This is a genomic window from candidate division KSB1 bacterium, from assembly GCA_034505495.1.
Taxonomy (GTDB): Bacteria; Zhuqueibacterota; Zhuqueibacteria; order Residuimicrobiales; family Krinioviventaceae; genus Fontimicrobium_A.
In genome coordinates this window covers 7,154-33,818 of the sequence record JAPDQV010000006.1, presented here as the reverse complement: position 1 = coordinate 33,818, position 26,665 = coordinate 7,154, and the positions used below count along the sequence as shown (strand labels likewise).

The 26,665-nt window shown below is 53.7% G+C and carries 22 protein-coding genes; 15 read left to right on the top strand and 7 right to left on the bottom strand.

The features are described from left to right. Positions 1-58 precede the first annotated feature (58 nt). The 8 genes from ONB24_04045 to ONB24_04010 all read left to right on the top strand — a co-directional run bounded on the left by ONB24_04045 (position 59) and on the right by ONB24_04010 (position 8,521). Positions 59-754 (top strand): PTS sugar transporter subunit IIC, encoded by a 696-nt coding sequence (locus ONB24_04045; GenBank protein MDZ7315275.1) that lies wholly within the window; start codon positions 59-61, stop codon positions 752-754. Beyond that, complete coding sequence (locus ONB24_04040; GenBank protein MDZ7315274.1) at positions 751-1,512, top strand: PTS system mannose/fructose/sorbose family transporter subunit IID; 762 nt, start codon at positions 751-753, stop codon at positions 1,510-1,512. Before ONB24_04045 ends, ONB24_04040 begins: the two co-directional genes overlap by 4 nt. A gap of 24 nt (positions 1,513-1,536) precedes the next feature. Beyond that, positions 1,537-1,812: an HPr family phosphocarrier protein gene (locus ONB24_04035; protein ID MDZ7315273.1), complete on the top strand. Its 276-nt coding sequence runs from the start codon at positions 1,537-1,539 to the stop codon at positions 1,810-1,812. 9 nt (positions 1,813-1,821) lie between these two features. Next, positions 1,822-3,585: a phosphoenolpyruvate--protein phosphotransferase gene (gene ptsP / locus ONB24_04030; GenBank protein ID MDZ7315272.1), complete on the top strand. Its 1,764-nt coding sequence runs from the start codon at positions 1,822-1,824 to the stop codon at positions 3,583-3,585. Positions 3,586-3,615: 30 nt separating this feature from the next. Further along, positions 3,616-4,674 (top strand): bifunctional phosphoglucose/phosphomannose isomerase, encoded by a 1,059-nt coding sequence (locus ONB24_04025; protein ID MDZ7315271.1) that lies wholly within the window; start codon positions 3,616-3,618, stop codon positions 4,672-4,674. Positions 4,675-4,786: 112 nt separating this feature from the next. Beyond that, complete coding sequence (gene metK, locus ONB24_04020) at positions 4,787-5,923, top strand: methionine adenosyltransferase (GenBank protein MDZ7315270.1); 1,137 nt, start codon at positions 4,787-4,789, stop codon at positions 5,921-5,923. Between the two features lie 24 nt (positions 5,924-5,947). Continuing rightward, the gene (gene ahcY, locus ONB24_04015) at positions 5,948-7,207 is read left to right on the top strand and encodes an adenosylhomocysteinase (protein MDZ7315269.1); all 1,260 of its coding nucleotides are present in this window, start codon (positions 5,948-5,950) and stop codon (positions 7,205-7,207) included. Positions 7,208-7,264: 57 nt separating this feature from the next. Next, positions 7,265-8,521 (top strand): DUF5723 family protein, encoded by a 1,257-nt coding sequence (locus ONB24_04010; protein MDZ7315268.1) that lies wholly within the window; start codon positions 7,265-7,267, stop codon positions 8,519-8,521. On the opposite strand, the gene ONB24_04005 is transcribed toward ONB24_04010, so the two are convergent. After that, positions 8,518-9,732: a sugar phosphate nucleotidyltransferase gene (locus ONB24_04005; protein ID MDZ7315267.1), complete on the bottom strand. Its 1,215-nt coding sequence runs from the start codon at positions 9,730-9,732 to the stop codon at positions 8,518-8,520. The two genes, ONB24_04010 and ONB24_04005, sit on opposite strands and share 4 nt — an antisense overlap. Before the next feature lie 131 nt (positions 9,733-9,863). Between ONB24_04005 and ONB24_04000 the strand changes: the two genes are divergently transcribed. Both ONB24_04000 and ONB24_03995 read left to right on the top strand, forming a co-directional pair. Then, on the top strand, positions 9,864-10,097 hold the full coding sequence (locus tag ONB24_04000; protein MDZ7315266.1) for a hypothetical protein: 234 nt from the start codon (positions 9,864-9,866) through the stop codon (positions 10,095-10,097). Positions 10,098-11,344: 1,247 nt separating this feature from the next. Then, positions 11,345-11,665, top strand: a complete 321-nt coding sequence (locus ONB24_03995; GenBank protein ID MDZ7315265.1) for a hypothetical protein — start codon at positions 11,345-11,347, stop codon at positions 11,663-11,665. A gap of 467 nt (positions 11,666-12,132) precedes the next feature. Here ONB24_03995 and ONB24_03990 read toward each other — a convergent pair whose 3' ends face one another. From ONB24_03990 to ONB24_03970, 5 genes are all read right to left on the bottom strand, one after another. Then, the gene (locus tag ONB24_03990) at positions 12,133-13,146 is read right to left on the bottom strand and encodes an electron transfer flavoprotein subunit alpha (protein MDZ7315264.1); all 1,014 of its coding nucleotides are present in this window, start codon (positions 13,144-13,146) and stop codon (positions 12,133-12,135) included. Between the two features lie 66 nt (positions 13,147-13,212). Then, a complete protein-coding gene (locus tag ONB24_03985) occupies positions 13,213-14,019 on the bottom strand; it encodes an electron transfer flavoprotein subunit beta (protein MDZ7315263.1) in 807 nt (268 codons plus the stop codon). 134 nt (positions 14,020-14,153) lie between these two features. Beyond that, entirely contained in the window at positions 14,154-15,989 is a 1,836-nt protein-coding gene (locus tag ONB24_03980; protein ID MDZ7315262.1) for a 4Fe-4S ferredoxin, read from the bottom strand. Beyond that, complete coding sequence (locus ONB24_03975) at positions 15,976-16,419, bottom strand: hypothetical protein (GenBank protein MDZ7315261.1); 444 nt, start codon at positions 16,417-16,419, stop codon at positions 15,976-15,978. Before ONB24_03975 ends, ONB24_03980 begins: the two co-directional genes overlap by 14 nt. Positions 16,420-16,429: 10 nt before the next feature. After that, a complete protein-coding gene (locus tag ONB24_03970) occupies positions 16,430-18,472 on the bottom strand; it encodes an acyl-CoA/acyl-ACP dehydrogenase (protein ID MDZ7315260.1) in 2,043 nt (680 codons plus the stop codon). 529 nt (positions 18,473-19,001) lie between these two features. On the opposite strand from ONB24_03970, the gene ONB24_03965 reads away from it, so the two are divergent. From ONB24_03965 to ONB24_03950, 4 genes are all read left to right on the top strand, one after another. Then, positions 19,002-19,394, top strand: coding sequence for a TraR/DksA C4-type zinc finger protein (locus tag ONB24_03965; GenBank protein MDZ7315259.1), 393 nt, complete (start codon positions 19,002-19,004; stop codon positions 19,392-19,394). Between the two features lie 95 nt (positions 19,395-19,489). Next, complete coding sequence (locus ONB24_03960; GenBank protein ID MDZ7315258.1) at positions 19,490-20,125, top strand: hypothetical protein; 636 nt, start codon at positions 19,490-19,492, stop codon at positions 20,123-20,125. A gap of 67 nt (positions 20,126-20,192) precedes the next feature. Then, entirely contained in the window at positions 20,193-21,623 is a 1,431-nt protein-coding gene (gene selA / locus ONB24_03955; protein MDZ7315257.1) for an L-seryl-tRNA(Sec) selenium transferase, read from the top strand. Between the two features lie 17 nt (positions 21,624-21,640). Further along, positions 21,641-22,645: a sodium:calcium antiporter gene (locus ONB24_03950; GenBank protein ID MDZ7315256.1), complete on the top strand. Its 1,005-nt coding sequence runs from the start codon at positions 21,641-21,643 to the stop codon at positions 22,643-22,645. 226 nt (positions 22,646-22,871) lie between these two features. Here ONB24_03950 and ONB24_03945 read toward each other — a convergent pair whose 3' ends face one another. Then, the gene (locus ONB24_03945) at positions 22,872-24,284 is read right to left on the bottom strand and encodes an MATE family efflux transporter (protein MDZ7315255.1); all 1,413 of its coding nucleotides are present in this window, start codon (positions 24,282-24,284) and stop codon (positions 22,872-22,874) included. A gap of 290 nt (positions 24,285-24,574) precedes the next feature. Between ONB24_03945 and cas3 the strand changes: the two genes are divergently transcribed. After that, positions 24,575-26,665: CRISPR-associated helicase Cas3' (gene cas3 / locus ONB24_03940; protein ID MDZ7315254.1), on the top strand; the 2,091-nt coding region annotated here is incomplete at its 3' end.

Sequence of the window (26,665 nt, the reverse complement as noted above, 5' to 3'; positions counted from 1 at the left end):
TAGTTGCTTATTAATTTAAAAATAGTTATGTTTAAAAAGAGAAGCAAGGAGTCCGTGCGTGTTGCCCGAAATTGTATTGGTCAGTTTGTGGGGCGGTTTGGTATCGATGGATACGACCGCATTTCTGCAGATCATGACCTCGCGGCCTCTGGTGACCTGCTCTGTTGTCGGGTTGATTCTCGGAAATCTTCAGCTCGGGCTTTTGATCGGCATACTGTTGGAGCTTGCCTACATCAGCGAGCTGCCCGTCGGCGCTGCCAAATTTTCCGAGAGCAACGTCGGCGCGGTATCGGCTGCAGCCGTTGCCGAGTTGTGCATCCGACGCTTTCCGGATCGTGAGGATGCCGTTATTTTTTTCGCGATTTTGACAGCTTTGGTGGTCAGCGCCGTCGGCGGTGTTTTGGTCAGCCGCATGCGGAGCTTTAATACACGCAACTACACCCGCATTTTGGAGCTGCGCCAAATTCGGCCGCGCGACATCGCCGGCGCGCATCGCTCAGGCCTTTTAGCCGCCTTTCTTCTCGGCTTTTTTTGCGTTTTCATCTCTTCGATCGTTTTAACGGCCGTAATTCCCTATCTGTTGATGGGGTTTCCCCATCCGTATGATCGAATGTTTAAAGCGGCAATCGGCGGTCTTTTAGCGGCCGAAAGCGTCTTTCTGATTCACATGTTTTGGACCCAGACCAGGCAGCGCTATTTGATTTTTATCGGTGCTGCACTGGGACTGCTGTTACTTTTGCTGCGGATGCAATGAGCAACCTCGTACCAAAAAGCGACCTGCGCAAAGTTTTTTTGCGATCATTCACTATTCAGGCGACTTGGAATTATAAATCGCTGATCGGTATGGGCTTTGCCTACTGCATGATCCCGATTGCAAAACGGCTCTTTCACACTCCCGAGGAACGGTCCGCCTTTTTGCGCCGCCATTTAGAGTTTTTCAACTCGCATCCTTACTTTACCGGCTGGTGCCTTGGAGCTGTCGTTCGACTGGAAGAAGAGGCGGCAGCTGCGCAGAAAACCCAGAAAGAGCAGATCAGTCTGTTCAAGCAGCAAATGAGCGGGCCGTTGGGAAGTCTAGGCGACCAGCTGTTTTGGAGCCGCTGGAAGCCGTTGACCAGCGCCGCCGCGCTCTGCATCGCTTTGCTGTTCGGCTGGATCGCCGTGCCGATATATCTGCTTGTTTATAATATTCCGCACCTTTTCGCCCGCTATTACGGCATGAAGAAAGGCTACGAGCGCGGGTTCAACGTCATCGAGGTGCTGACGAAACTGCCGTTCGGCAAGATCACTTCCTTGCTGTCCGGCATCGGCATTATGGTCGCCGGCTTTCTTACCATTCTCGCTGCGGACTGGTGCTTGGCTAAAAATGAGGATTTCGTCCTATTTATTGTGTTTTGGTGCTGCTTCGCGGCAGCATCGATACTCGTAATTTTAAGGCGTTCTGTACACTTTATTTTGCTGACTGTACTCGCCGTCAGCCTGCTCGTCGGACTTTTGTTTTCTGTTTATTAATTCCATGCGGGATTGAAAAAGAAAATGATTACCAAGTCGTTTGTCGTCAAGAATCAATATGGTCTACATGCACGCCCGGCGCGAATGATTGTCGAGGAGGCCTCGAAATTTCGCTCGGCGATCTATATTTCCAAAGACGGCGAAGAAATCAATGCCAAGAGCATTATGGGCATCTTGACGCTGGAGGCGCGCAAAAACAGCGAGCTGATCCTGCGCATTGAGGGGGAGGACGAAGAGGAGGCCATGCAGGCCTTGACCGAGGTTATGGAAAAAATATCGCTGTTGGAAGAGCAATTTTAAAGGGCTCTCATGGCAAAAGCCGCTAAAGAAATTCGCCTGCAGGGTGTGGCTGCTTCACCCGGTGTAGTCATCGGGCCGGTACGGATTCTGACCGGCGAAGTCGCCATGATTTCGCGCCGCACGATCGAAGCCGACCAGGCCGCCGCCGAAATGGAAAGACTGATGCAGGCCCTTAACCAGTCAAGTGAAGAACTCGAAATCATCTATCAGCAGACCTCGGCGGCTTATAGTCCCGACGCCGCTCAGATCTTCCGCGTCCATCAGGCCATGCTTTCCGATCCGATGGTGATCGATGAATGCCGCGACATGATTCAAAAAGAGCGCGTCGGAGCGGAATACGCTTTTTCCGAAGTCATGGACCGCTATATCGAAAAGCTTTCAGCACTCGGCGACGAGATGTTTCGTGCCCGTCATGCCGACGTGCGCGACCTTAAACGGCGTGTCCTTCACCACCTGCTCGGCAGCGAAATCGCGCCGATCGTACTCGAAGAGCCTTCCATTATTTTTGCCCGCGAGCTGACGCCGTCAGACACCGTGCACCTGGAACGCGGCAAGGTGCTCGGATTTGCCATGGATTTCGGCGCGCGCACCTCCCACGCTACGATTCTTGCACGATCCATCAATGTGCCTGCGGTAGTAGGCTTGAAGGAAGGAGCAGCCTCGATTAAGGACGGCGATTGGGCAATTCTGGATGGAAGCGAGGGCGTGCTGATCCTCAATCCGACACCGGTGACCGAGGCGTTCTATCGCAAGCGGCGCGAAAAGTATCTTGACCGCCTGCAGCGGTTGGAAAAGCTCAAAGACCTTCCTGCCCGCACGCTCGACGGCAAGAACATCGAACTGGCCTGCAACATCGAGTTTATCGAAGAAGCCGAGAGCGTCATCGCCATGGGCGGGGATGGAGTCGGCCTCTTTCGCACCGAGTATCTCTTTCTGTCAGGCGCCGAGCTGCCTACGGAAGAACGGCAGGTGGAAGAATACACTCGACTCGCCAAGGCGATGAAGGGTAAACCGCTGATCATCCGCACCTTCGACCTGGGCGGCGACAAACTGCCGCCGTTCATTACGTTGCCGCCTGAACAGAACCCGTTTCTCGGCGTACGCGGTGTTCGTCTCTATTTCAACGGCGCCTCTTCGCTCTTTCGTACGCAGCTTCGCGCCATTTACCGAGCCGGTTTGCACGGCGACATCCGCATCATGCTGCCGATGATTACCAGCGTCGAAGAAATCATTCAGTGCCGGCGCATCATTGCCGAAATCCAGGAAGAGCTGCGCCGAGAAAAACTGCCGTTTGCCGAGCAGTTGCCGCTCGGCGCCATGATCGAAGTGCCGGCAGCCGCCGTCGTCGCCGATCTCATTGCCAAAGAATGCGACTTTCTCAGCATCGGCACCAACGACTTGGTGCAGTATACGGTGGCGGTCGACCGCGGTAACCCGCATTTGCTCTATCTCTACCAGCCTTATCACCCGGCCGTCTTTCGTCTCATCGCCGGCGTCATCCAAAAAGCTCATGAGCAGGGCGTATGGGTAGGCATGTGCGGCGAGATGGCTGGCGATCCGCTCGTCACCATGATCCTCATCGGCATGGGGCTGGATGAGTTCAGCGTCAGTCCCGGCTCTTTGCCTTATATCAAAGAAATCATCCGTAACGTTTCGGTGGAAGAATGCGAAGAAATGGTTGCGCAGCTTTTCGAATTAGCAAGCATCGACAAAATCCAGCGCTTTTTGAATGATTCTTTCCGCCGCAAATTTTCGATGGAAATGCTGATTTAAAAAACCGGAAAACTCACTAAAACGGTGTTTATGAATCTTGAGGAATTGTTCCGATTCGATGAAGCGAATATGTTCGATATACTGCTTCGCACGCCGCAACAGCTGCGCGAAGCCGTTCTATTACAACCTGAACTCCCCTTACCCGACGCCTCCGTACCGCTGCACCACTTGGTCATCACCGGCATGGGCGGTTCAGCCGTCGGCGGTGATCTGATCGCCGGTCTATATGGTGATCTGCTCGATTTGCCGTTGATTGTCAATCGCGACTATCGTCTGCCGCAATTTATCAGCGCCCATTCGTTGGTCATTGCCTGCAGCTATTCGGGCGATACCGAAGAAACGCTGGCGGCCGTTCAGCAGGCGGCGGATGCGGGCGCGCCCATCGTCTGCATCGCCTCGGCCGGAAAGCTGGCCAAAAAGGCCGTCAAGAACGAATGGGGTTTGGTACGGGTGCCGGAGGGTCTGCCGCCCCGTTGCGCCCTTGGGTATCTCTTTTTCGCTCTAATGCGCATTCTGCAGGAGTACGGCATCATTTCCGTAGCAGAAGAGGATGTAGCGGAAACCATCGAAATGGCGGAGCGCCTTACGGCGGAACTGGCCGACTATAAAAAGGCGGAAAATCGCGCCGTCAAACTGGCGGAGGCACTGAAGGGCAGAATCGCCGTGATCTATGCCGCAGACGAACCCAATTCTGCTCTGCCGTTGCGGTGGCGAAATCAGCTGAACGAAAACGCCAAGGCGCCTGCTTTCAGTAACCTCATTCCCGAAATGAATCACAACGAGATCTGTATGTGGAATGAGGCGATTCTTAACCCGGAACTCTATCACGTTATCTTTTTAATGGATGATCACAATTCGCCCGAACTCAAAGAGCGGTTGGAAATCAGCCGTGACCTGATCGCCGCTTGCCGTGTGCCGGTCACGGAGCTGGAGCCGGAAGGAGAATCGCGTCTCTGTCGAACCTTTTCTTTGGTAATTTGGGCGGATTTTGTCAGCTACTATCTGGCTCTCCTCAATGGCGTCGATCCCACGCTGATCAAGCCGATCGACCACTTGAAGCGTGAAATCGCCAATCGATCAAAGGAATAACTAGTCGACGAGCGGCTATAGATTTCCGCATGTTTGTTTATTTGCGGGTACTATCAGCCGCTTTTTTGGAATGACTCCGGCTCGAATGCCGGTGAATTAAAGGAGAAACTCTATGTCAGAAATTTTGTTTACTTCCGAGTCGGTCACCGAGGGCCATCCCGACAAGATTGCCGATCAGATCTCCGATGCGGTTCTCGATGCGGTCTTTGCGGGCGATCCCTACGGCCGTGTCGCCTGCGAGACGTTCGTCACCACCGGCCTGGTGCTCGTCGGGGGTGAAATTACCACCGAGGTTTATGTCGATATCCCCACCATCGTCCGGCAGACGATCGAGGAGATCGGCTACACCAATGCGCATTACGGCTTTGATTACGAAACCTGCGCTGTGCTGACGTCGATCGATCAGCAGTCTCCCGACATTGCGCTGGGTGTGAACCGCGACGGCGCCGGCGATCAGGGGATGATGTTCGGCTTTGCCTGCGATGAAACCGAAGAGCTCATGCCGCTGCCGATTATGCTGGCGCACAAATTGGCCAAGCGCTTGGCCCTGGTGCGCAAAAGCGGCGAAATCCCCTACCTGCGGCCGGACGGCAAATCCCAAGTCACCGTCCGCTACGTCGACGGCGTGCCGGCGGAAATCGATACGGTGGTCATTTCCGCTCAGCATCACCCGGAAGTAGATTATGAAACCATTCGTCACGACATCATCGAGAACGTCATTTATCCGATTCTGCCGAAAGACTTGATTCCCACCAAGGGCATCACATACCACATCAATCCGACCGGCCGCTTTGTGACCGGCGGTCCGCAGGGCGATGCCGGCCTCACCGGCCGCAAGATCATTGTCGATACCTACGGCGGCTATGCTCGGCACGGCGGCGGCGCATTTTCCGGCAAAGACCCGACAAAGGTCGACCGCTCCGGCGCTTATATGGCCCGCTATATTGCCAAGAATATTGTCGCCGCGGGTCTGGCCAAAAAGTGCGAAATTCAAATCGCCTATGCCATCGGCATTGCCGAGCCGGTTTCCGTGCTGGTCGATACCTTCGGTACCGGCAAAATCGATGATCAGGAACTGGTGCGCCTGGTGCGCAAGAACTTTGATCTGACGCCGAAGGGCATCATCACTACCCTCAATCTGCGCCGGCCGATTTACAAAGAGACCGCGGTTTACGGACATTTCGGCCGCACCGGCGAAAACTTTACTTGGGAAAAGACCGACAAGGTTCAGGATCTGCTGAAGGGCTGATGCCCGTCATTCATTGGAGGAAGAGTGAATTACGATATTAAAAATATCAATCTTGCCGACGGCGGCAAAATGCGCATCGAATGGGCCGAGCGCGACATGCCGGTTTTGCGGCAGGTGCGCGAACGGTTCGCCAAAGAAAAGCCGCTGGCGGGACGCAAAATGTCCGCCTGTCTGCATGTGACCGCCGAAACGGCCAACCTGATGCGCACGCTGCAGGCCGGCGGGGCGGATTTGGTGCTGTGCGCTTCCAACCCGCTGTCCACGCAGGACGACGTCGCCGCTTCACTGGTGCGCGATTTCGGTATTCCCGTTTACGCCATAAAAGGCGAAGATCACAAGACCTATTACGATCATATCCGCGCCGCCATCGAGCACGGACCGGTCATCACCATGGACGATGGGGCTGATCTGGTCTCCAACATCCACTCCGATTATCCCGAAATTGCCAAGCAAATCATCGGCAGCATGGAAGAGACGACCACAGGCGTCATCCGCCTGCGCGCTATGGCCAAGGACGGGGCGCTCAAGTTTCCGGTCATCGCCGTCAACGATGCCATGACCAAAAACCTGTTCGATAATCGCTACGGCACCGGCCAGTCCACGGTAGACGGCATTATACGCGCGACGGATGTTCTGCTGGCCGGCAAAACGGTCGTCGTGGCCGGTTACGGCTGGTGCGGACGCGGTTTCGCTTCACGCTGCCGCGGCATGGGCGCCGACGTCATCGTCACCGAAGTCGATCCAATCCGCGCCCTGGAGGCGGCTATGGACGGCTTTCGCGTCATGCCGATGATGGAAGCCGCCAAAGTCGGCGATCTGTTCTGCACCCTCACGGGCGACATTCACGTCATTCGTCCGGAGCACATGCTGGTCATGAAGGATGGCGCCATCGTCGCCAATTCGGGCCATTTCAACGTCGAGATCGACCTCGAGGGCTTGAAAAAAATAGCCGTCAAAGGGCCGATCGAAGTGCGTCGTTTGGTCGATGAATACACCCTGCCCAACGGCCGCCGCATCTATGTTCTGGCGGAGGGCAGGCTCATCAATTTGGCCGCTGCGGAAGGCCATCCGGCTTCGGTCATGGACATGAGTTTTGCCACGCAGGCGCTGGCGACCGAATGGGCGGTCAAGAATGCCGGCAAACTGGAAGTCAAAGTGCACAATGTGCCCAAAGAGATCGAGGATTGGGTCTCCCGCCTCAAGCTCAAGGCGATGAACATCGAAATCGACGAGCTGACCGAAGAACAAAAAGAGTACCTCTCCTCTTGGGAAATGGGCACCTGAGAACGTAACGCGAGGGAGCGAATCGCCGCTCCCTCTTCTTAAAGACCGGCGAAGCCTATGAAACGCGGGTTCTTTTTAGCTTTTTGCATGTTCGCCGCAGCAGGCGCGTCGGATATCTTTACCAACGCGCGCCAGTACGCCATGTCCGGCGCCTATTCGGCTGCAGCGACCGGCTGCGACGCCATCTTTCTCAATCCCGCCAACCTGGGTCTGCCTTTTCGTAACCCCTTTTCCATGAATTTTTTCGGCATCAGCGGCGATTTTACCAACAACGCCTGGTCGCACGTCATTTATCAACGCTACGTCGGCACCTATCTGGATGAGAGGGAGGTCGAGACCATTCTTAACGCCGTGCCGCGGGAAGGATTCGAGCTCTCCTCCAATCTGCGGCTTCACGGCCTGAGCTTGGGATACGGCCCCTTTGCTTTCGGCGTGCGCGGATTCAGCAGTTATTCGGGATCCTTCGCCCGCGAACTGTTCGAACTGATGCTGCACGGCAACGAACTCAATCGCCTCTACGAATTTAATCCCGTTCAAGGCGACGGGATGAGTGCAATAGCCATGGGATTGGGATTCGGCAAAGGTTACGCGGTCGAAAACAGCGTCATCGAGACGTTGTCCTGGGGGGTGACGGCGCGCTATCTCTACGGTCTCTCTTATGCCCGCATTACCCGCTCGCACTTTATTTCGCAAACCACTTTTGCAGGCATTTCGGGCGCGGGAACGCTGGATCTGGACTATGCGGAAGGAGGCCGCGGCTACGCGCTTACCGCAGCTCTCAGTCTGCAGCTGCAGAATAAATGGATCGCCTCGGTCATTCTGCACAACCCGCTTTCGCAAATGGAGTGGGATATTCGCGCCGTAAAATCTACTTTCGATTTTCGTTTGAAAGAACAGCCTCTGGAGGCACTTTTGCGCAGCGCCTCCATCGATTCGTTTTTTATCACCGACTATTATCAGGAACCCGTTGAAAAGCATTTGGTACGGCTGCCGCGAGTGCTCAACATCGCGATGGCGGCGCCTTTTGCCGACAACTATCTGGTTTCGGCAGAGTTCGAGGTCGGTTTTCGCGACTCGGCGCTTTCCAGCCGCGACCCCCGTTTGGCGATCGGCGGCGAAATCCGCTTGACTGACTATCTTTTCGTCCGCGCGGGAGCATCGCGCGGCGGTCTTGGTCCGGACTTTTTCTCCGGCGGCTTCGGCATCAGCCTGCGCCGCTTTTCGTTCGACGCCGCCTTTCGCACCTACAGCGGCTTGACTTCGGCTACCTCGACAGGGTTAGGACTTGCCGCAGGACTCTCTCTGCGCATCTAATCCCACACCGCGCCTGCCGGCATTAAATCGCTTTGGACGACTTGTCCCGGCCTAGTGGTCATGTGCGGCCAAATTTTCCTGCCCGGATAAATTGACGTATGGATGCCGGTCGATACGCCGTCGCCCAAAACAGCGCCCAACTTTTTGCGCTCCGTATTGATCAATTTCCCCTTTACCATGGATTGAATAAAGCCGTCGTCATGACGATGGTTGGCGGTGATTGTTCCTGCGCCTAAGGAACAACCTTCACCGATCACCGAGTCGCCGATGTAACTGAGGTGTTGAATGCGGCAGTGCGGAAAGATGACCGAATTTTTGATTTCCACCGCAGCGCCGATGATGCAGCCGTCGCCGATGGACGTGCAGCCGCGCACATAGGCGTTCGGCCCGATGACGCAGTCGTCGCCGATGATCACCGGCCCTTCGATATAAGCGCCGGCCTTCACGACGGTGTTGCGGCCGATCGACACATTGCCTTTGATCACCACCCCTTCTTCGATGATGCCTTGGCATTCCCACTCTCGGCAGCGCTCCATTAGAAACTCCTGATGAACCAGCAGGTCCCAAGCGTAGCCGGTCGGCCGCCAGTAACCCTGAATCGGCAAAGCATAGAAAGGTCTCTTTTTCGCCGTGGCGAGAATGGCGGATGTAATCTCGATTTCGCCGCGCTCGCTGAGCGGCGTCCGCTCCAGCTCGTCGAAAAAGTCGGGCTGCAGCACATAACAGCCGATGTTCACCAGATCGCCGAGATATTCCTTGGGCTTTTCCACCAGATTGAGGACGCGGTTCTGTGCATCGACTTGATAGACGCCGTAGCGTTCGGGGTGCTCGGCGCGCATCACCAGCGCGGCGTATTCGTATCGCACCAGCGCTTCCAGATCGACGCGCGCAAACAGGTCGTCGCCGTTCATCACCACGAATTTGCCGCGAATGTGCGGCTTGGCCTGCAGTGCAGCGTGGCCGGTGCCCAGCTGCTCTTTCTGCTCCTGGTAGATAATGCGCATTCCGCGGTACGAATTGCCGAGCCGAGCTTCGATCATCTCTTTCCGGTAACCGGTGATCAGAATCACCTCGTCGAACAAACCGACGAACTGGTCGAGATTGTGATACAAAAGAGGCCGATTGAGAATCGGCAAAAGAGGTTTCGGACGCGTGAGCGTAAGGGGATAGGTGCGGGTGCTTTTGCCCGCAGCCATCAAAACGGCTTGCATAAATGGTACCTCTTTAAATGTGCAATTTTTAAAAAATAACTAACGCGGAGCAAATTTCCAAGTTGAGAAGGCGTCATCGATATCCGCTGCCGATTTTTTAAAATTCATTTTATGTCTGATGGAAAAAGCCCATGAAGCAGGTGATGGTAAAGAGATTAATTCAGTTTACAAAGGTCATTCTGATGATGGAACAGAATACCTTGCAAAAATGTGTTTTGCGGCCCATGCCCATGCGGGAGCTCAATGCGATGCGACTTGGCTTTCTTATGGGGCCGCCGCTTTTTATTACTTTCCCGCTAATTCAAAGACATCGAGTTCGTCGAATTTGCTCTGCCGGTGGATGGGTTTCGCTTCATGTAGAATAATTATCTTTGATTTAAAGCATATTAGCCAATACTATCTATGTCAATAAAGATTTTGCTTGACATGAGTCCATTTTTTTAAAATAAATAAAGAAAATTGGCTTTTAGGGGGAATCCCAATTTACAAAAACAAGGTGTTGGGGGTCGATTTTATGTTAATTGTCAATTCATTTTGCAGCCGCCTTTACAAAAGATCTTATAAAATAATAAGCAAATAGAAATTTTACGTTCTCTTTTGTCCGTGTGTAGTTTTCGGGGGGTGATTTATATGGGTAAGCAAAAGACATTCAACAGGCGACCGTTTATGTGAGGTCTTTTTTACTGCAGAGCTGTTTAAGCTTTGCTATATGGTCTTATTAACCATTGACAAAAAGGGGTTAAAATGAACGCAAAATGCTTTTTATTAACGGTACTTCTATTTTTTCTTGCTCAAAAGAAGTATCTGACCCGACAAGCGCGCATAATGCCGCAATGCCTGCAGCTGCAAATTTGAATTAAAATTTCGTTGACAAATTTTCTTTTATTGGCGACTTACATAATGCATGTCTTGATTTTGATTTGGATTATTTGAAACAAAATGAGGACTCAATTTTCACTTTTGAAGATCTGCTTAATTTTTCAAGAAGAGGAGTTTTTGAGTTTTTCAATAAAAAAGGATGCAGTATTTGTGAAGATAAACTCGATATCGGATTTCGTATTGCAAAACAAGAATATGAATTTTGCCATGGCGATTCTCAAATATCTCCATTTGATTCGTTAATAAAGGCCAATGTTTTTTCACATGGTCAGAAGGAATTTATAATTCGAATAGGCAACTTTGTCTATTTTTCACTCAGCCGTTCGCGATTCATTGAGCAAAATTTGTTTTGACGCGAATAAAAAATTAGGTTCAAATAATGCAAAACCTATTTTCGTAATGTCAGCAATTCTAAAAAAGTCAAATGATTATTGGCAGGATAAAGAAAAAAGAGCAAGTGGTTGTCTTTTGTAAAAAAGCTGAAAAAAGGAAGACTGGCGAAGCAGTACGATGTGGGCCTTGGATGGAACATGATAAGCGTCGATGTTACATCGGCAGGGGCTGCTGCAATTCCCTGTATAGGAGCGACAATTGGGTATGGTACCAGCGTCGCAGGTGCTGCTGCAGGGGGTTCTACGGCATACTTGCTGTATGAATTCGGAAAATGGATTTTTTCATAATGTTTCTTTCATCATTAATATGCGCCTCTGACTTGCTATAGAAAGGCCAAGCTATGAATTTCCTCTTATGGTCGCCGTTTCAGTCAAAAGAGGTAAAAGAAATTTGCGTCAACATGACGCCGAAAGAAAAGTTTATGGCAGCGAGGCGGGCATTCCTCTATGGCTTGTGGATATTCGTTTCTCTGTTGATCCCTCTCTTTGGGGTCGTCAAGCGCCCGGAGATGGGGTCGTTTATTCTTGCTGCAATAGGGTTTTTATTGCACATTCTCTATCTGCCGGTTTGGCAAAGAAAACAGAAAGAGTTTATGTGCGGAACAGAATGGGCGAGGGAAAACGGCATTACGCCCGATAAGCTGGCGCTCTTTAAAAAATAGAACTTAATCGCTGCCGTTGATGCGGCTCGGCCTTTTTTGATATCGAGCCGCTTCGACTTTGTGCTGATAGGAGAAAGGGCTTCTTTCTAACGCATTACCGGCAAAATAAATAAGCTTGGTTCTCTTCCCGGCAATAAAAAAGATATGTAGCATCGGATACATATACTGCAACACAGACCTTATAATCTTTTACCGATACTATTAAAAATCTAAAACAGACACAACTGCCGTACTGAAAACCACATACCTCCCCTTTTCCTGCTGATAATGTTCAATACCACCGTTGGGGTTGTGCTGATTTATAAATATCGGAATTCCGTTGCCTTATTGGGCAAGCTGATGTTAATGTTGGGAAATATTGTTGTTTTGCTGTTCTTCATAACAAGTCGGCTAAAAAGCAGGTTTAAACCGCAGGCCGGCCCGAAAGGGTGATGCGATCCCATAGTAGGATCGCATCTACTCATTGATCACTTTTCCCCCAACAGCCGATTCACTTCCCGCATCACCTCGAACGCATCGGCGACGTAAAGCACGTCCGCCTTGCCCTGCGCCCAACCGCAGTTGGGGTCGAGATTGACCGCCCGGCGCTCGTTGATGAAGCGCCAGCCGACAACATGCGGCTCTTCACCGTGACAGCAGGTCGCCAAACCTTTGGGATGGCGCGGCGTCGAGCCGGTCTGTCCCACTTGATTGAGATGCGACATGAACGGCAGAACCTGCTGACCCTCGCCCTGCAGATCGACCAGCGACTTGCTGCTGCCGAGCGAGGCGTCGGCTTTGCGGATGAACTCCATGATCAGTTCGGCCGCCTCTTCGACATGCGCTTGGCCGTCCTTTTGTTTTTTCGTCCAACCGGCGCCGGCAACAAACAGCAGCTTGGCGTCCGGCTTGATCGTCTGCTCGCCGGTCTGCGGCGCTTTCACGCCATGCACCGTCGTGCGCATCAGTGCGGGCGTAACGGCAACGGTCAATTTTTGCACTTCGGTTGCTCCCGAACCCGCAAAGGGAGCGAACACGCCCGCTTCGACGGCGATAAACCACGGCCGCGCCGTACGTGTCAGCTGTACCTGAATGCGCTGACGGTACGTCCAGCGGCTGAGAACGATGCGGTCCTCTACACGGAGGCCGGTGACGTGAGTGTCGACTTTGCCGCCGAAACGCGCCGCCAAGCCTGCGAAAAAGCGCATCATGCGGCTGTTTCCCGGAGCAATAACGATCGAGGCGCCGGCCGCCCGCACGACAACTTCCGCCGCCGCGACGTCCGTCGCGTAGCGGGGCACGGAAAAATCGGTGCCCTCTACAACCAAAACCTTGCCGGTAACTTGCTTGACGGCCTCTTCTGCTTTACCACCGAACAAGCCGACGATCAGCTCGCCGCCGGTTGCTTTCGCCAGATCGGCGGCAGCGGTCAACGCTTCCAAGTCATGAGATGAAAGCCCGCCGTTTTCTTCCGTATGGGATAAAAAAAGAATCTTTTCCATAGTCAATAACCTTCCGGATTCTAATTTCTTCGTCCAAAAAGACGGAAAGTAACTTTGAGATTGCCGTCAGTTTTCCTTCAGCCAGGCGACGATTTCCTGGGCGATTTCCGCAGCGCTCTTGTCCTTGACAATGCGCGTCTCGCGGCGCTGCGCCGGCACCTCGGCGCTGAGGAACGTCAACGAGGCGTCCTTGATGTTCTTTGCCTGCGCGCGCTGAACGGCGGGCATGACCGTCCGCATGTTGGCCATGCCGATCTGCGGATTGTTCGGCGGTTCCGGCAGATTGCCGGTCGCCCAGCCGAGCACGGCCGGCGGTCCCGCGCAGAGAGAAACCTGGTGTTTGCCGCCTTCCACTCGCTCCAGCACCTCAAAGGAGCCGTCCTCATGCAGTTTGATTTCGTCGACGCCCTGAAACTGGTCGAGGATGCCGAGCTTTTCGCCGACCATCTGCAGCGTCGCTCCGGCGGCGCGCGAAGCCGACTCCCAGCCGCCGAAAAGGAGCGTGCGATTCCAATCGAGGTTGGGAATGGCGCGGATTGCCTCCGCCAAGGCCTCTGCTGTAGTTGCGGCGTCGGTAAATCCGCTCGCCGATCCGTCGACGGCAATCAGCTCGAAAGGCGCCTTTTGTGCGGCGCTCATCATCACCTGCTGCAGCTTGGCCTTCGGCGCCAGACTGACCAAGTAGACTTTGCCATTGACTTGTTTGGCCAGATGCGCGGCTTCATACAGCGCATGTGCCGCCCAAGGGTCGAGCACGTGCGGCAGCATCATCTCGTTTTTGAGCGCCGGCCCGTCGGGATTCATCACCGGCGTCAGCGTCTGCAGCGGATCCGGTACAATGCTGCCGCAGACGATTATGGTGAGTCCTGTCATAGAGTACTCCGTTTCGTGACTTTCAAATGCCCAAAATATCGCTCTTAAAATCAGCCGAGTGCCGATCCGTTTTTTCACCGGGCCAAAGAATCGGCACCTTTTGATTGAATAGTTGCCGATTGAATATTACAAAGTTAGTTTTCCACCGAATGCAGGCCGCCCGCGCCGGCTTGGAACGACACGTTGGTGCGGGTCGGATCTTCCGGCAGTGTCTTGACGCAGTTCCACAGGCAGGCGCCGCAATGGATGCACTTTTCGCGATCGAACTCCGGTACGCCGTCCGCACCCGGCAGGATTGCTTGCCCCGAACACATTTCGATGCACAATTTATTGGTGCAGGATTCGCACAGATGAGGATAGATAAAGACCACGTGATCCTTGTAACCCGCCGGAGCCTGCACCTTGCCGCCGGTCAGCAAAGCGTCCTGATGCGAAACCAGCAGCCGGCCGTCGTAGGGAATGTCCGGCCAACCGGCGGCGCGCATCAACGCCTCGTTGGCGGCTTTGCCTTGGGCGTAAGCCTCCTGCTGAATGCGGCGAATCTCCTCCGGCGCCAATTTGCCTTTGAAAAAGCGCACCAGATCCGGTTCTCGTTCCTGCGCCGAACGCACGCGCACTGGCAGTTTGAGACGACCGGCAGAAATCATGGCCAATCCCATGCCCAACAGTCCAAGGAAAAAGCCTTTTTGAAAACCGTCGCGGGCGCCCTGAGCCGCAACCGCCTCTTTTTCCAAACGACTGGAGCGCCGTTTGCGGAGATAGGTCTGTTCCAAATTCTCACGCGTGAACGACTTGCCGCTCTTGAGCAGCTCTTCCGTCGCTTCGGCCAAAAGCACGCCGCTTTCCCATGCCTCATCGACTCCGGAGTTTAGAAAAATGTTGGTCGTGCCGCTGCCCTCGCCGATGCGCGCATAGCCGTCGCCGACGAGAAAAGGCTCGCCGCGCTTGCCGGACTCCTGAATCGACTTGGCGCCCCAGGAGCGCAGCACGCCGCCCTGCAGATCTTTCCAAAAGTAGGGGTGCATCATCCAGTACTGCAGGTAGCGATAGGCGGTGCGCGCCGGATTGTCGAACCAGGAGGGCACAAAAATGCCCAGCGAGGCGACTCGATCAGGATGAACATAGAGAAAGCCGAAAATTTCCGGCTCCGGATAACCGAGCGTGTGGATGACGGTGCCGGGTTCCAGGGTTGAATGTTCGGGCAGCTCGACGACGAACTTCATGCCCACCGCCCAGTCCTTACGCTCAAACTCTTCCGGTACGCCGAGCTTTTCCTCCAATTGACGGCCGATAAAACCGACCGGTCCGTCGCCGACGACCGTCAGCTCGGCATGAATGTCCATGCCCGGCATAAAACCCACGTCGGGCGTTCCCTGTTTGTCGACGCCCTGGTCGCTCAGACGCACACCGATCACACGGTCGCCGTCGAACAAGGGTGCGCTGACCGGAGTAGCCGGCCAAAGCTGCACAGCGCCGGTCGATAGGATGCGTCCCGCAACCCATTGACTGAACTGGCCGATGGAAAAGATCAGGCCGCCGTGCTTATTCAAAGGCTTGGGAATAAACGGTGCTTCGACCGCATAATTTCGTGCAAAAGGCTTGAGCAGACCGTCGAATAGACGATGCAGGCGCGTGCGGCGCGAGGCGCCGTGCGGATCCAAAAGATAGACCAGCTTTTCCTTTTTGACCTCAATGGTCATAGGAATCTCTTCGGGACGCAGGTCGGGCAGGCTCGCGCGGATAGCCGTCGCTTTGCTGACTACGCCCGAGACGCCGAAACCGAAATCGTCGGCCCGTTCGTAGCAGATGACCTGCAGCGGCATGCCGGGCAGTTTGCGGCTTTCGAGGTTCAGCGAACCGTCTGAATTCAAAATGCGGCCGGCCAGCGTGGTTAAAAAGCCCGCAGTCGCCGGTCCAAAACCGACGCAGACAATGTCGACACCCGCCGTTTGTGGTTCAATTTCCGTCATGGTTTTTTTCGTTCTTTCCTTGACCGGATGATGGGATTTCAGAGAGGGCCAGGCGCAGCGTCAAAAGCGCCAAAATGAGTGTAAATGGACGCAGAAACAACGGCATGTTCAGTACGGGATCGATCAGATCGAGAATGCCGTGGAACAGTAACAGCGCAAAAAGGAGCCATACGGCAGCCGCGGTAATCTTTGGAGCATGGCTCGGAAGCCATCCCGCTCGGGCGGCAATGACGGCAATAAAGAGAGCCAATACCGTTAATGACAGAAATTCAACCGTCAGCGGGCTGATCGGCAAGTTTGCAATACCTTTCCCCCAAATCAGCTCGAGCGGAACGAGCCCCCTCAGTCCCAAAACGTGAAGCAGCATCAGCAGACTAAAGGCGGCGACCAAAAGGCCGGCGGCAACTTGGGCGCTCAACAGCTTTTTCATACAGCGTCCTCTATTGGGGATAATCCAAGGCTTCAGGAATCATGATCTGCGTCAAGGCTGCACCGGCGCGCTCTTTGGCCTGTCCGAGGCCCGCCATGCGGCGCTCGACATCTGTCTTCAAGGCGACAAACTGAGCATCATCGCGGTCGGGCACATCGTAGCCGTAGAACTGCTCGCTGCAGATTCCGGCCGCTTCCCGCACGGCGCGCAAGACTTGCAGCGCACAAAGGTCGCGGAAAAAGGCCAAGGTTCCTTCCAGCCCCTCGGCGATCGCAGGATTCTGCGGCCCCTTTTCCGCCAGTTCCATGACATCCGCGATTTGATGGTAAGATGCCGCCAGCCAGCAGAACGCGTCGGTCATGGGAAAAGTCACACCCTGACGCGCGCTTCCCCAAAGCTTTTGGCCGTCGGCATCTTTGTGATTCTGTAGAAACTCGAATGTGTATCGCCACAGCTCCATAGCCGCCGCCAACGCGCCGGCGCCGGTCTGCGGCTGTTTTTCGGCGATTTGTTTCAACTCGTCGATCCAGGTTTGATAATAGGCGGCAAAGACCGGCTGCGTAAGAGTGAGGGTGAGCTGACGTCGCTGCACCGCTTCCGGCCCTTCGTAGGTGGCTTCGAGCTGAGCATCCATCCATTTTTGACCGAGGAAGCCGGGGCAGTCCTCAGTGATGCCGTATCCGCCCATCAGACTAACCGCCTCGCGCATCATGTTGGCGCCGACGCCGGTATTCCACAGCTTGACGGCCGGGCAGAGCACGTTTGCCAGTGCGTCGACGGCCACGTAACGGGTGATCGGGTCGTTTTCCAGCTCTTCAAGCCTCGATGAGGTTTCCCTTTTGGCCTTCAGCTGCACATACTCGATCGCATCAGCCTCTTTGGCTTTCAGGGCTTTGAACTCGGCGCGGCCTTTCAATCCTTGTTCGGCGAAAAGGCGGAATTTCTCCTCCTCCAGCGGCGCCAGTTCGTCGAAAACGCGCGCGGCGGCAAAGCCGAATGACGCGGCCGCTTCGCCCATCGCCCAAACTGCCGCCAGCCGCTGCACCGCATCGTCTTTTTGCTGGATGCCGAGCTCATAACGCGGCGAGCCGGGTTCCAGTTCGCCGCCGCGGAAACGCGTCCGCTGATAGCGGATGATCGGCTCCACCGCCGACAACAGCTTGGCGGCGGTCATCAGCCCGACGGTGACGCGCGTCCGCTTGAACACCGCTTCGATCACCTGGCTGTGATCGAAATTGGGGACGATGACGCCGTCCTGCACCGTATATCCGCCGATGATGCGGCTTGCGGGAACCTGGAGACTGAGAATGGGATCGCGCGTGGATGAGAGCTGGTGGACGAGTTTGAGCGTCGGTGCGCCGCGATCGAATAGGCCGGGGTCCGTCTCTTCAAGAATAATCATGCAGGACCCTTTGATGCGCGGATCGTCGCTCTCCACGGCGGCGCAGACGAAATTGGCAAAGTCCATATTGGTGATGAACCGTCCGCGCTTGTCGACCTGCAGAATCGGTTCGCCGCCCTCCGGCCATTCGGCAATGCGCACGCGTCCCGACAGCATGCCGGTTTCCACGCCGACAAAGGGCAGCGGTTCGGTCAGACCGAAAGCGCCGCGCAGGATTTTGCGATTTTCCCCCGGCTGCGGCGGTACGGCGCCGCTCATATAGTGCCGCTTCTGCTCTTCCGTGCCGCGCTCGTGGATCGGTTCCAAGGCCAGATTGCCGGCCAGACTGCAGGTTGCGGCGCCGGCATCCACCCAAGAGAGCTCGAACGCGGCAATAGCCAAAGCTAAATTTTTCGGCCCGCTGATATAGCCGCCCTGTTCGGGTTCCATAAACAGCGCCGTAATGCCGTAATCGTCAAAGGCCTGCAGCAGGGCGGCCTTTTCCTCGGTCCATTCGTGCGAACGGCGCGCTCCGGCGGCCACGGCGCGCGCCACCGGACCCCGCGCCGCGCTGCGCACCGACTGCACCAGCATCTGCAAATCGTACCGGTCGGCATAACGCCACATTACGGCGCGAATATCATCATTAGGCAGAGTTTTTATCGTTTCCATCCCGTTCCTCTTTTGTTGATCGACGGCGAACACGTCGGAGACGATATTCCTGAAAAGGATTCAAAAGGATCAAAATATAGCAGTAGGGTCTTTAAAAACCAAGCAAAAAGTTGTGATTAAAACCTTGGGTAATTCCTGATGCGGAGACTGACACATGAAATCGGCTATGAAAAAGAGCCGGCCTTTTTCGGTTAACATCCGCGGCCGTATCTATCGAGCGCGCTCGAATCATAAAATACGAAGGATCCGGCTGTCGGCGCATCGCGTTAAAAATTATTTCTCAGGAATTATCTTTGACGTCGGCAATGCGGTTTTCGTTTTCAGGCAGCCCTGCTTTCGCCTCGTTTCTTTGCCGACGGCTTTTTACGCTGCCCGGCGACTCGAATTGATCTGCAAAAATCCTAACCCTCGCCTCATAGAACAAGGCAATTTTATTACTTGTGTTCTTTATAAGACAGTCGTAAATTATACTCCTTATTAAGAGCTCTTCCGGCAATTCAGAATTACGCATCAAAGAAGGGTGCCGACTATGAGTGAAAAAAGAATTACCCCTTACAGCGACGAAGAACTCGAATACTTTCGCGGCTTAATTTTGGAAAAAAAGCGTGAGACGGAGCAGGAGATCGAGCGCCTGCAGAATGAGCTGGCGAAAGAAAGTCGCGATTTGCTGGATGACGACTCGGGCTACTCTTTTCACATGGCTGACTCGGCAGCGGTCGCCACGGGCCGCGAACAAATTTATATGATGATCGACCGCCTGCAGAAACTCATCGGCTACTTGGATCGGGCGATCGAACGCATCAACAACAAAACCTACGGCATATGCCGCGTCACCGGGAAACCGATCCCGAAGGAACGTCTGGAAGCCATTCCTCACACCGAATTGTCGGTTGAAGGCAAGATGTTGGAACAGCGCCGGTGAGGCGTGACGATCGCTATTAACGAAGGGGCGTTCTGCGCTGCGCCGATGGGGCGCGTCGCGCGGCTGGTTTAGGCATAGGGCTCGCGGGAGGCGGCGTGCGGCAAAAAGGTCTGTCTTATTTTTTGGGTTGGTTTCTTTTGTTGATCGGGGCAGCGGTTCTTTTCGACAAACTGACTCATGAAGGAGTCAAGATTTTTTGGCTTACTCTTTTTATCGTCACAGGGGTTATCGCGGCGCGCACGGCAAATGTAAGCCGCCAAGCGGAATGGATTTTTCTTTCTGCGTTTGCTTTTCTTTATGCCGCAGGCATTCTTTTATCGATTCGATTGCCCATTCTTCAAGTCATCGATAAGGCGGTTCTCTTTTTCGGTGCTTTCGGGTGGTTTGCCCTACTCGCCGTAAGGACCGGCAAAGGATGGGCAATTTTGCTCGCCGGTCTTTGCTTTGCTCAAGCAACGGCACTTCTGGTCTGCAGTTTAGGGCTTTTGCCTCAAACCTACGGCGCCTTTATTTTCTTTTTCGGTGCGGGTCTCACCTTTATCTATCTAAAGAACATTTCATCGCCGATCGACATGGGCGTCAATTGGATGGCTCCGGCGGCGCTCGGCTGTTTTGTCTTGGCTGCCGTCGCATTAATCAAAGCCCTGCGCCTTAATGGTGAGATAGTACTGGCAGGTTTTCTGCTCGCCTTCGGCATCTATCTCATCGCCCGCTTTGCCAAACGAGGTTAAAAGTGAAACCAAGCCTTCTTTGAAAGGTGCGTCCGCCTTTCAAACCGTTTGTTGATGCATGTCGTCTATGAATGAAAAATTGAAGCTTTTCCCTTCCATTGATATGCTTCTTTCGACGCCGGAGCTGCAGTCCTGGCTGGCGCGCCGGCAGCGTCCGTTTGTGCGCCGCATTGCTGCAGACGAGGTGCAGCGGCTGCGAAAGCAGGTCCTCGAAGGTTTGGTGGAGGGACTTGACAGCCGTAAGGCTGTCACCGAAATGCTTTTGATGCGCATTTCGCAAAGACTGCAGCAGGAGGAGGTGCCTTCGTTAGGTCCGGTCATCAATGCCACAGGGGTCATCCTGCATACGGGGTTGGGGCGGGCGCCGTTGGCTCCCGAAGCGCAACAGGCGATACAAAAAGTGATGGCCGGCTATTGCAATCTTGAATTCGATTTACACACCGGCGAACGCGGTGAGCGTACCGACCATGTCCGTCGGCTGCTGTGCGGGCTGACAGGCGCCGAAGACGCTTTGATGGTCAACAACAATGCCGCAGCCGTATTTTTGGCGCTCAATACATTGGCCGCCGGCAAGGAAGCGATCGTCTCGCGCGGCCAGCTGATCGAAATCGGCGGCTCTTTTCGTCTGCCCGAAATCATGGCGCGCAGCGGTGCGGTCCTGCGCGAAGTGGGCACCACCAACCGCACCCGATTGCGCGATTATGAAGAGGCCATCAACCCTCAAACCGGCTTGATCGTCGTTGCCCATCCCTCCAACTATCGGGTGATGGGTTTTACCGAGGAGGCCGAACTCAAAGATCTATGCCGCCTCGCACATGCGCATCATTTGCCGCTTCTTTATGATCTCGGCGCCGGCGTTCTGGTTGATTTTCGGCAATACGGACTTCCTTATGAGCCGTTGGTGCAGGAAAGCCTGGAGGCGGGAGCAGATATCGTCACGTTCAGCGGCGACAAAGTGATCGGCGGACCGCAGGCCGGCTTGATCGTCGGCAAAAAGACCTTTCTGCAGGCGATGCACCGCAATCCCATCATGCGCGCCGTGCGCTGCGACAAGATGACCTATGCCGCCATGGAAGCGACGCTTCGCCTTTTTCGACGCACGGATTTGCTCGAACAGCATACCGTCCTACGGCTTTTACTTCAGTCAACGGATGAGCTGCAGAGACGCGCCGAGACGATTTTACAACTCATTCCCCCAGAAGTATACCGGCACCTGCAGATCACCATCGAGCCGCGCCCGGCTCAGTTCGGCAGCGGCGCCTTACCGCTCGAAACCCTTCCCAGCGTGGCTTTGGCGCTCGAGCCGCTGGAGATAAAAGTTACAGAGCTGGCGCGCCGCCTTCGACTCGGAGAACCGGCCGTCATCGGCTATATCGACAAAAATCGACTCTACCTCGATCTCCGCAGCGTGTTCGACGAACAAACTGACGCTCTCGCTTCCGCCGTTGCCGCCGCTGTGCTCCCATCCTCTGCAAACAGCCAAGCCGATGAACCATAAACTCAAGGAAATGAAAAATGAGCCGACTTTTCGAGTCTTTCGTCTCCATCAATTTGCTTACTGCAGGTTTGGGACTCGCTTTCGGAATCGCCCTTTTGTGGTACGGTTCCAATCTGGTCACGCAGAAAATCGCCCCCATTGCCAAGCATTTCGGTGTTAAGGAACTGGTGATCACCATTCTCGGCGTCAGTGTCCTTTCTTCCTTGCCGGAACTCACGGTCTCTCTGTTTGCCGCCGCGGCGGGTAAAGCCGATATTTCTTTAGGAAACGTCATCGGTTCCAATTTTGTGACTTTGACCTTTGTGACCGCTTTGTGCGCCCTGATCTCGCCGATCGTTGTACGTACTGAAATTAAAGAGCGCGAAAGCTCATGGATGATCCTCTCGACTACGGCAATTTTTCTATTGGCTATCGATGGGCGGCTGTCGCGACTGGATGGTGTGATCTTGATGCTGCTTTACTTACCTTACCTTGCCGCCGTAGTACGCGAGGCCGTGCAGGAAGCTAAAACAAAACAGAATGAGCTGTCGACAAAAGATCCGCGCATTCTTTTGCACTTTATCGCCGGGATCGCCGGCATCTTTGCCGTTATTTTAGGCGCCAAGACGGCGCTCGTTTCCGGCGAAAGCATCGGCAAAATTCTCGGACTTGCGCCGGCCGTGCTTGGTATTCTGATATTTGCTTTCGGCACTTCGCTGCCGGAACTGGCGATTGCCCTCTCCGCCACCCTGCGAAAAAAAGCCGATATCTCGATCGGCGAAGTTTATTCTTCCAATATTTTTACGGCTCTTTTCATCTTGGGCGCCTGCGCCGTGGTCATGCCGATGACCTTATTTGAGAATCCTGCCGTTCCCTCTGTGCTGGTCAAGTACGATATCCCCTTTCTCATCCTGGCCGGCGTAATCATCCAAATCTTTGTGACCACCGGCAGTATTCTCAAACGCGGCGAGGCATTGATCATCCTGCTGTTATACGTTTACTTTGTCGTCATTCATTTCGTACCCGGCCTGCTGCCGTTCTAGTTGTTTCGACTAATCGATATGAAAGCTCGTTATGAATTCGAAAAAGGTTTCGGGGATATAAAATGATCCTCTGCTAACACCCGAATCGAGAGTTTTTATTTGCGTTGCTTTTTCTGGGGGGTAACAATTGATGTGGGCCGCCTGATTGTAAAACCGTTCGGTTCCCCTTGGAATTCTCAAGTTGTCCGCCAAGCAACCTGGAGCAGCTTCCATTGCTTCTCTGCCGTCAGCTCAGCCCTTTTTCGGCGAGAACCTCTTCGAGAACCGTTTCTTTGACCTTGATTTCTTCGGTCAGTCGTCTCCGTTTCCAGCGGCCGGTGCGGAACCAACTGATGGAAACGAATGCCGTGACGATGTTGGCGGCCGGAAACGATGCCCACAATCCATTCACCCCCATCGCCGTATAACGCGACAAAACCCAGGCCGTAGGCAGCTGCAGAACCCACAACGTCAAGATAGAGAGCATCATGGTAATAAGCGTGTTACCGGAGCCACGAAAGGCGCCGTTGAGCGCCATCTGCGCGCCGATGAGGCCGAAGGAAACGGACAAGTAGCGGATCATCACTGCGCTCGCGCGGATGGTTTCCGGCTCTCGGGGGATGAATACGGCAGCGATGCCTTCGGCAAAGGCAAAGAATAGAACCCCGATAACGGTTAACGGCACGAATCCCGCCCACGCGCTGAGCACAGCGATGCGTTCCGCACGCTGAATTTGTCCCGCACCAAAGTTTTGTCCGACCAGCGTCGAAGTGGCCATCGACAGACCGATGGAAGGAATAATAACGAAGCTAAGCACCCGACTGCCGATTCCGTAGGCGGCCAGCGCCTGCGTGCCGAAACCGGCAACTAAAAAGGTAATGGCCATGGTGCCCAGCGCGCGCGCCGAGTGCTCTATCGATGCCGGAAAGCCGAGTTCGAAAACTTTGCCGATCAAGGGCAGATCGGGCACCAGATCGCGAAGAGCAAGCCGAATGCCGTAGCTTCCACCGATGAGTATGTGCAGGCCTATCACGGCAGCTGCCGCCTGAGTAATGAGCGTGGCGATCGCTGCGCCTTTTACACCCATCGGGGGTACCGGTCCCCAGCCGAAAATGAACAAGGGGTCGATAAGGACATTGAGCAAGACCGTCCCAAGGACGATGATCGCGGGCGTTTTGACGTCGCCGATGCCGCGAAGAAGCGATTGAAAGGCCATAAAGACGAATGAAAAAAGCAGGCCCGCAAAAGAGATTTTCAAATAGACGAGCGCCTGCTCAAAAATGACCGTTTCCGTGCCCATCAGCCGCAGCAGCAGGGGTGAAAGAAGAATGCCGAGCACGGATAAGAGGAGGGAAACGACGAAAACCAAAAGGAAGGTCTGCGACGTGATGTGGTCCATGGCCGTCTGATGATTTCGGCCTTTGAATTGGGCGACCAGAATGGTGCCGGCAATGGTCAATCCGCCGCCGAGCGACACCAGGAGGAAAATGATGGGAAAGCTGACCGAAACCGCGGCCACAGCCGCCCCGCCCAGCCGTCCGACCCAAAACGTGTCGGTCAATTGATAGGCCGTCTGCAGCAGGTTGGCAAACACGATGGGCACCGACAACGCCCAAAGGGATTTGAGGATGGAGCCTTCTGTAAGACTGCTATTTTTCATAAGAAAAATTCTACAAATACCTTTCGATATTTCAAAGCAAAAATCCGGCAACACAGGGCGATATTAAGGCTCGATATGTAAAAATGATCTTGCTTGAAAAGATAACATTTTTCATATTGAACTGAAATTCTATGAAAATCCTGATTTTTGGGGGATTTTTATGCGTGCCCTGTCCAAAGTTTTCTCAAAATGCTGATGGCAAGTTGCAGATACCGCAGTCGGTGGCAAGAAGGAAAAAACTTTGCTGGTTACTCGCAAAATTTTTGTAGAAATATGAGATCAATAAGCTTATGGGAAAGTATTTATTAATTGCGCATATCAAAGAAGACGGGCGTGAACAATCGCTTCAACGACATCTCGCTGAAACCGCTCTTTTTGCTGAACAACTTGCAGATAAAATTGGATTAAGAGAGATCGGGCGGCTTTTGGGATTGGTTCACGACTTTGGCAAAGCCGCCAAAGATTTTCAACAATACTTGCGGACACAAGCAGGAAAACTTGATCCTGATGAAGACGGCCATTCCCCTGCAAGGCGGGGTGAAATAGACCATTCTACTGCAGGGGCGCAATTAATTTATGAGAAATTTAAAAACAGAGGTCATGAGGGCAAAATTTTGGCGCAGTTTTTGGCCCTGGTGATTGCTTCGCATCATTCTGGGTTGATAGACTGCTTGAAACCTGACGGCTATAATGAATTCGAACGTCGGATTAACAAAAACAAAAATCTAACGCATCTCATTGAAGCACGGGAAAAACTTGTCGATATTGAACAGCAATTGGATGCAATTATTAAACAGCCTATTGAGAAAAGGTTCGTGGCAAAACTTAAACAAATGCAGGAACCGAATGATTCAGACCAAACCCTGCCGTTCAAACATGGCTTGCTGGCGCGTTTCCTGCTTAGTTGCCTGCTGGAGGCCGACCGCTTAAATACTGTCGATTTCGAGCATCCTGAAAACCAAGAGGCGCGGAATTACGGCAAGTACGTCCCCTGGAATGTGCTTATTGAAAGACTGGAAACAAACTATGCAGAATATGCTCGAAATACATCCAAACTACCGTTTGGACGTACCAAAGAGATCAATGAAATTCGAGGACAAGTGGCGCAAGCCTGCCTTGAAGCAGCGAAAAAGGCCAAAGGCATATTCCGATTGACCGTCCCGACGGGTGGCGGAAAGACGGAGGCGAGTTTGCGCTTTGCCCTGCATCACGCAAAGAAGCACGGCATGGAACGGGTCTTCTACATCGTTCCCTATATCACCATCATTGACCAGAACGCCGATAAAGTGCGGGATATTCTGGAAACAGCAGACGAACGCGGCCAAGTCGTTCTCGAACATCACTCCAATTTTATTCCTCCAGACGATACCGCCAAGCGTTACAACCTGCTGGCGGAAAATTGGGATGCGCCGATTGTATTCACCACCCAGGTTCAGTTTTTAGATTCATTGTTTGGCTTCGGCACGCGCGACGCCCGCCGAATGCACCAATTGGCGAACTCGGTCATCATCTTCGATGAAGTGCAGACCATTCCCATCCGAATTACGCATATGTTCACTACCGCCTTGCGCTTCCTGACCCATGACTGCGGCGCAAGTGTGGTGCTTTGCACCGCCACCCAGCCGCCTTTCGACAACACAGGCAACCCGTATCGCGAGTTGAACATTCCAAAAGAAAACCACATCATCAAAAACGAGGCTGAACTGTTCCAGCGGTTGAAGCGAGTCCAGGTCCATGATGCGCGCAAGCCGGGAGGTCTGACAAATGCAGAAATTGTCGACCTTGCGGCAAAAGCCTTGCATGAAAAAGGCAGCGTGCTGATTGTGGTCAATACCAGGCCTTCCGCATTGGCGTTATATCAGGAAATTAAGGGACGTCAATTGGATGCAGCAGTCTTTCATTTGAGTACGAACATGTGTCCCGCACATCGTATGGATAAATTAACTGAAATCAAGATGAAATTGGATAATGAAGAACCTGTGATTTGCGTCAGCACGCAACTCATCGAGGCGGGCGTGGATATCGATTTTGGCGCAGTCATCCGCACCATGGCGGGTCTGGATTCCATTGCGCAATCAGCAGGGCGATGCAACCGTAACGGCGAGCGTAAGGATGGGGGTAGCGTGTGGGTGGTCAATCCGCAGGAAGAAAATATCGACCGTTTAGTTGAAATCAAAATCAGTCGAGAACATGCCCGGAGGGTTCTCGATGACTTTAAAAATGCGCCGCATAAATTTGAGAACGATCGAATTGGATTAGCTTGCGTTTCCGCATATTACAATTACTATTATCAGGCAGAAAAAGATAAAATGGATTATCCTGTTGAAGCGAATTCATCTGTCAGGCGTCAAGATAATTTATTCAACCTGCTTTCGCTGAAC

What these genes read in the sequence shown, in the direction of transcription:
- ONB24_04040 (MDZ7315274.1), top strand. Translation starts at nt 751, where the DNA reads ATGAGCAACCTCGTACCAAAAAGCGACCTGCGCAAAGTTTTTTTGCGA.
- ONB24_04035 (MDZ7315273.1), top strand. Translation starts at nt 1,537, where the DNA reads ATGATTACCAAGTCGTTTGTCGTCAAGAATCAATATGGTCTACATGCA.
- ptsP (MDZ7315272.1), top strand. Translation starts at nt 1,822, where the DNA reads ATGGCAAAAGCCGCTAAAGAAATTCGCCTGCAGGGTGTGGCTGCTTCA.
- ONB24_04025 (MDZ7315271.1), top strand. Translation starts at nt 3,616, where the DNA reads ATGAATCTTGAGGAATTGTTCCGATTCGATGAAGCGAATATGTTCGAT.
- metK (MDZ7315270.1), top strand. Translation starts at nt 4,787, where the DNA reads ATGTCAGAAATTTTGTTTACTTCCGAGTCGGTCACCGAGGGCCATCCC.
- ONB24_04010 (MDZ7315268.1), top strand. Translation starts at nt 7,265, where the DNA reads ATGAAACGCGGGTTCTTTTTAGCTTTTTGCATGTTCGCCGCAGCAGGC.
- ONB24_04005 (MDZ7315267.1), bottom strand. Translation starts at nt 9,732, where the DNA reads ATGCAAGCCGTTTTGATGGCTGCGGGCAAAAGCACCCGCACCTATCCC.
- ONB24_04000 (MDZ7315266.1), top strand. Translation starts at nt 9,864, where the DNA reads ATGAAGCAGGTGATGGTAAAGAGATTAATTCAGTTTACAAAGGTCATT.
- ONB24_03995 (MDZ7315265.1), top strand. Translation starts at nt 11,345, where the DNA reads ATGAATTTCCTCTTATGGTCGCCGTTTCAGTCAAAAGAGGTAAAAGAA.
- ONB24_03990 (MDZ7315264.1), bottom strand. Translation starts at nt 13,146, where the DNA reads ATGGAAAAGATTCTTTTTTTATCCCATACGGAAGAAAACGGCGGGCTT.
- ONB24_03985 (MDZ7315263.1), bottom strand. Translation starts at nt 14,019, where the DNA reads ATGACAGGACTCACCATAATCGTCTGCGGCAGCATTGTACCGGATCCG.
- ONB24_03980 (MDZ7315262.1), bottom strand. Translation starts at nt 15,989, where the DNA reads ATGACGGAAATTGAACCACAAACGGCGGGTGTCGACATTGTCTGCGTC.
- ONB24_03975 (MDZ7315261.1), bottom strand. Translation starts at nt 16,419, where the DNA reads ATGAAAAAGCTGTTGAGCGCCCAAGTTGCCGCCGGCCTTTTGGTCGCC.
- ONB24_03970 (MDZ7315260.1), bottom strand. Translation starts at nt 18,472, where the DNA reads ATGGAAACGATAAAAACTCTGCCTAATGATGATATTCGCGCCGTAATG.
- ONB24_03965 (MDZ7315259.1), top strand. Translation starts at nt 19,002, where the DNA reads ATGAGTGAAAAAAGAATTACCCCTTACAGCGACGAAGAACTCGAATAC.
- selA (MDZ7315257.1), top strand. Translation starts at nt 20,193, where the DNA reads ATGAATGAAAAATTGAAGCTTTTCCCTTCCATTGATATGCTTCTTTCG.
- ONB24_03950 (MDZ7315256.1), top strand. Translation starts at nt 21,641, where the DNA reads ATGAGCCGACTTTTCGAGTCTTTCGTCTCCATCAATTTGCTTACTGCA.
- ONB24_03945 (MDZ7315255.1), bottom strand. Translation starts at nt 24,284, where the DNA reads ATGAAAAATAGCAGTCTTACAGAAGGCTCCATCCTCAAATCCCTTTGG.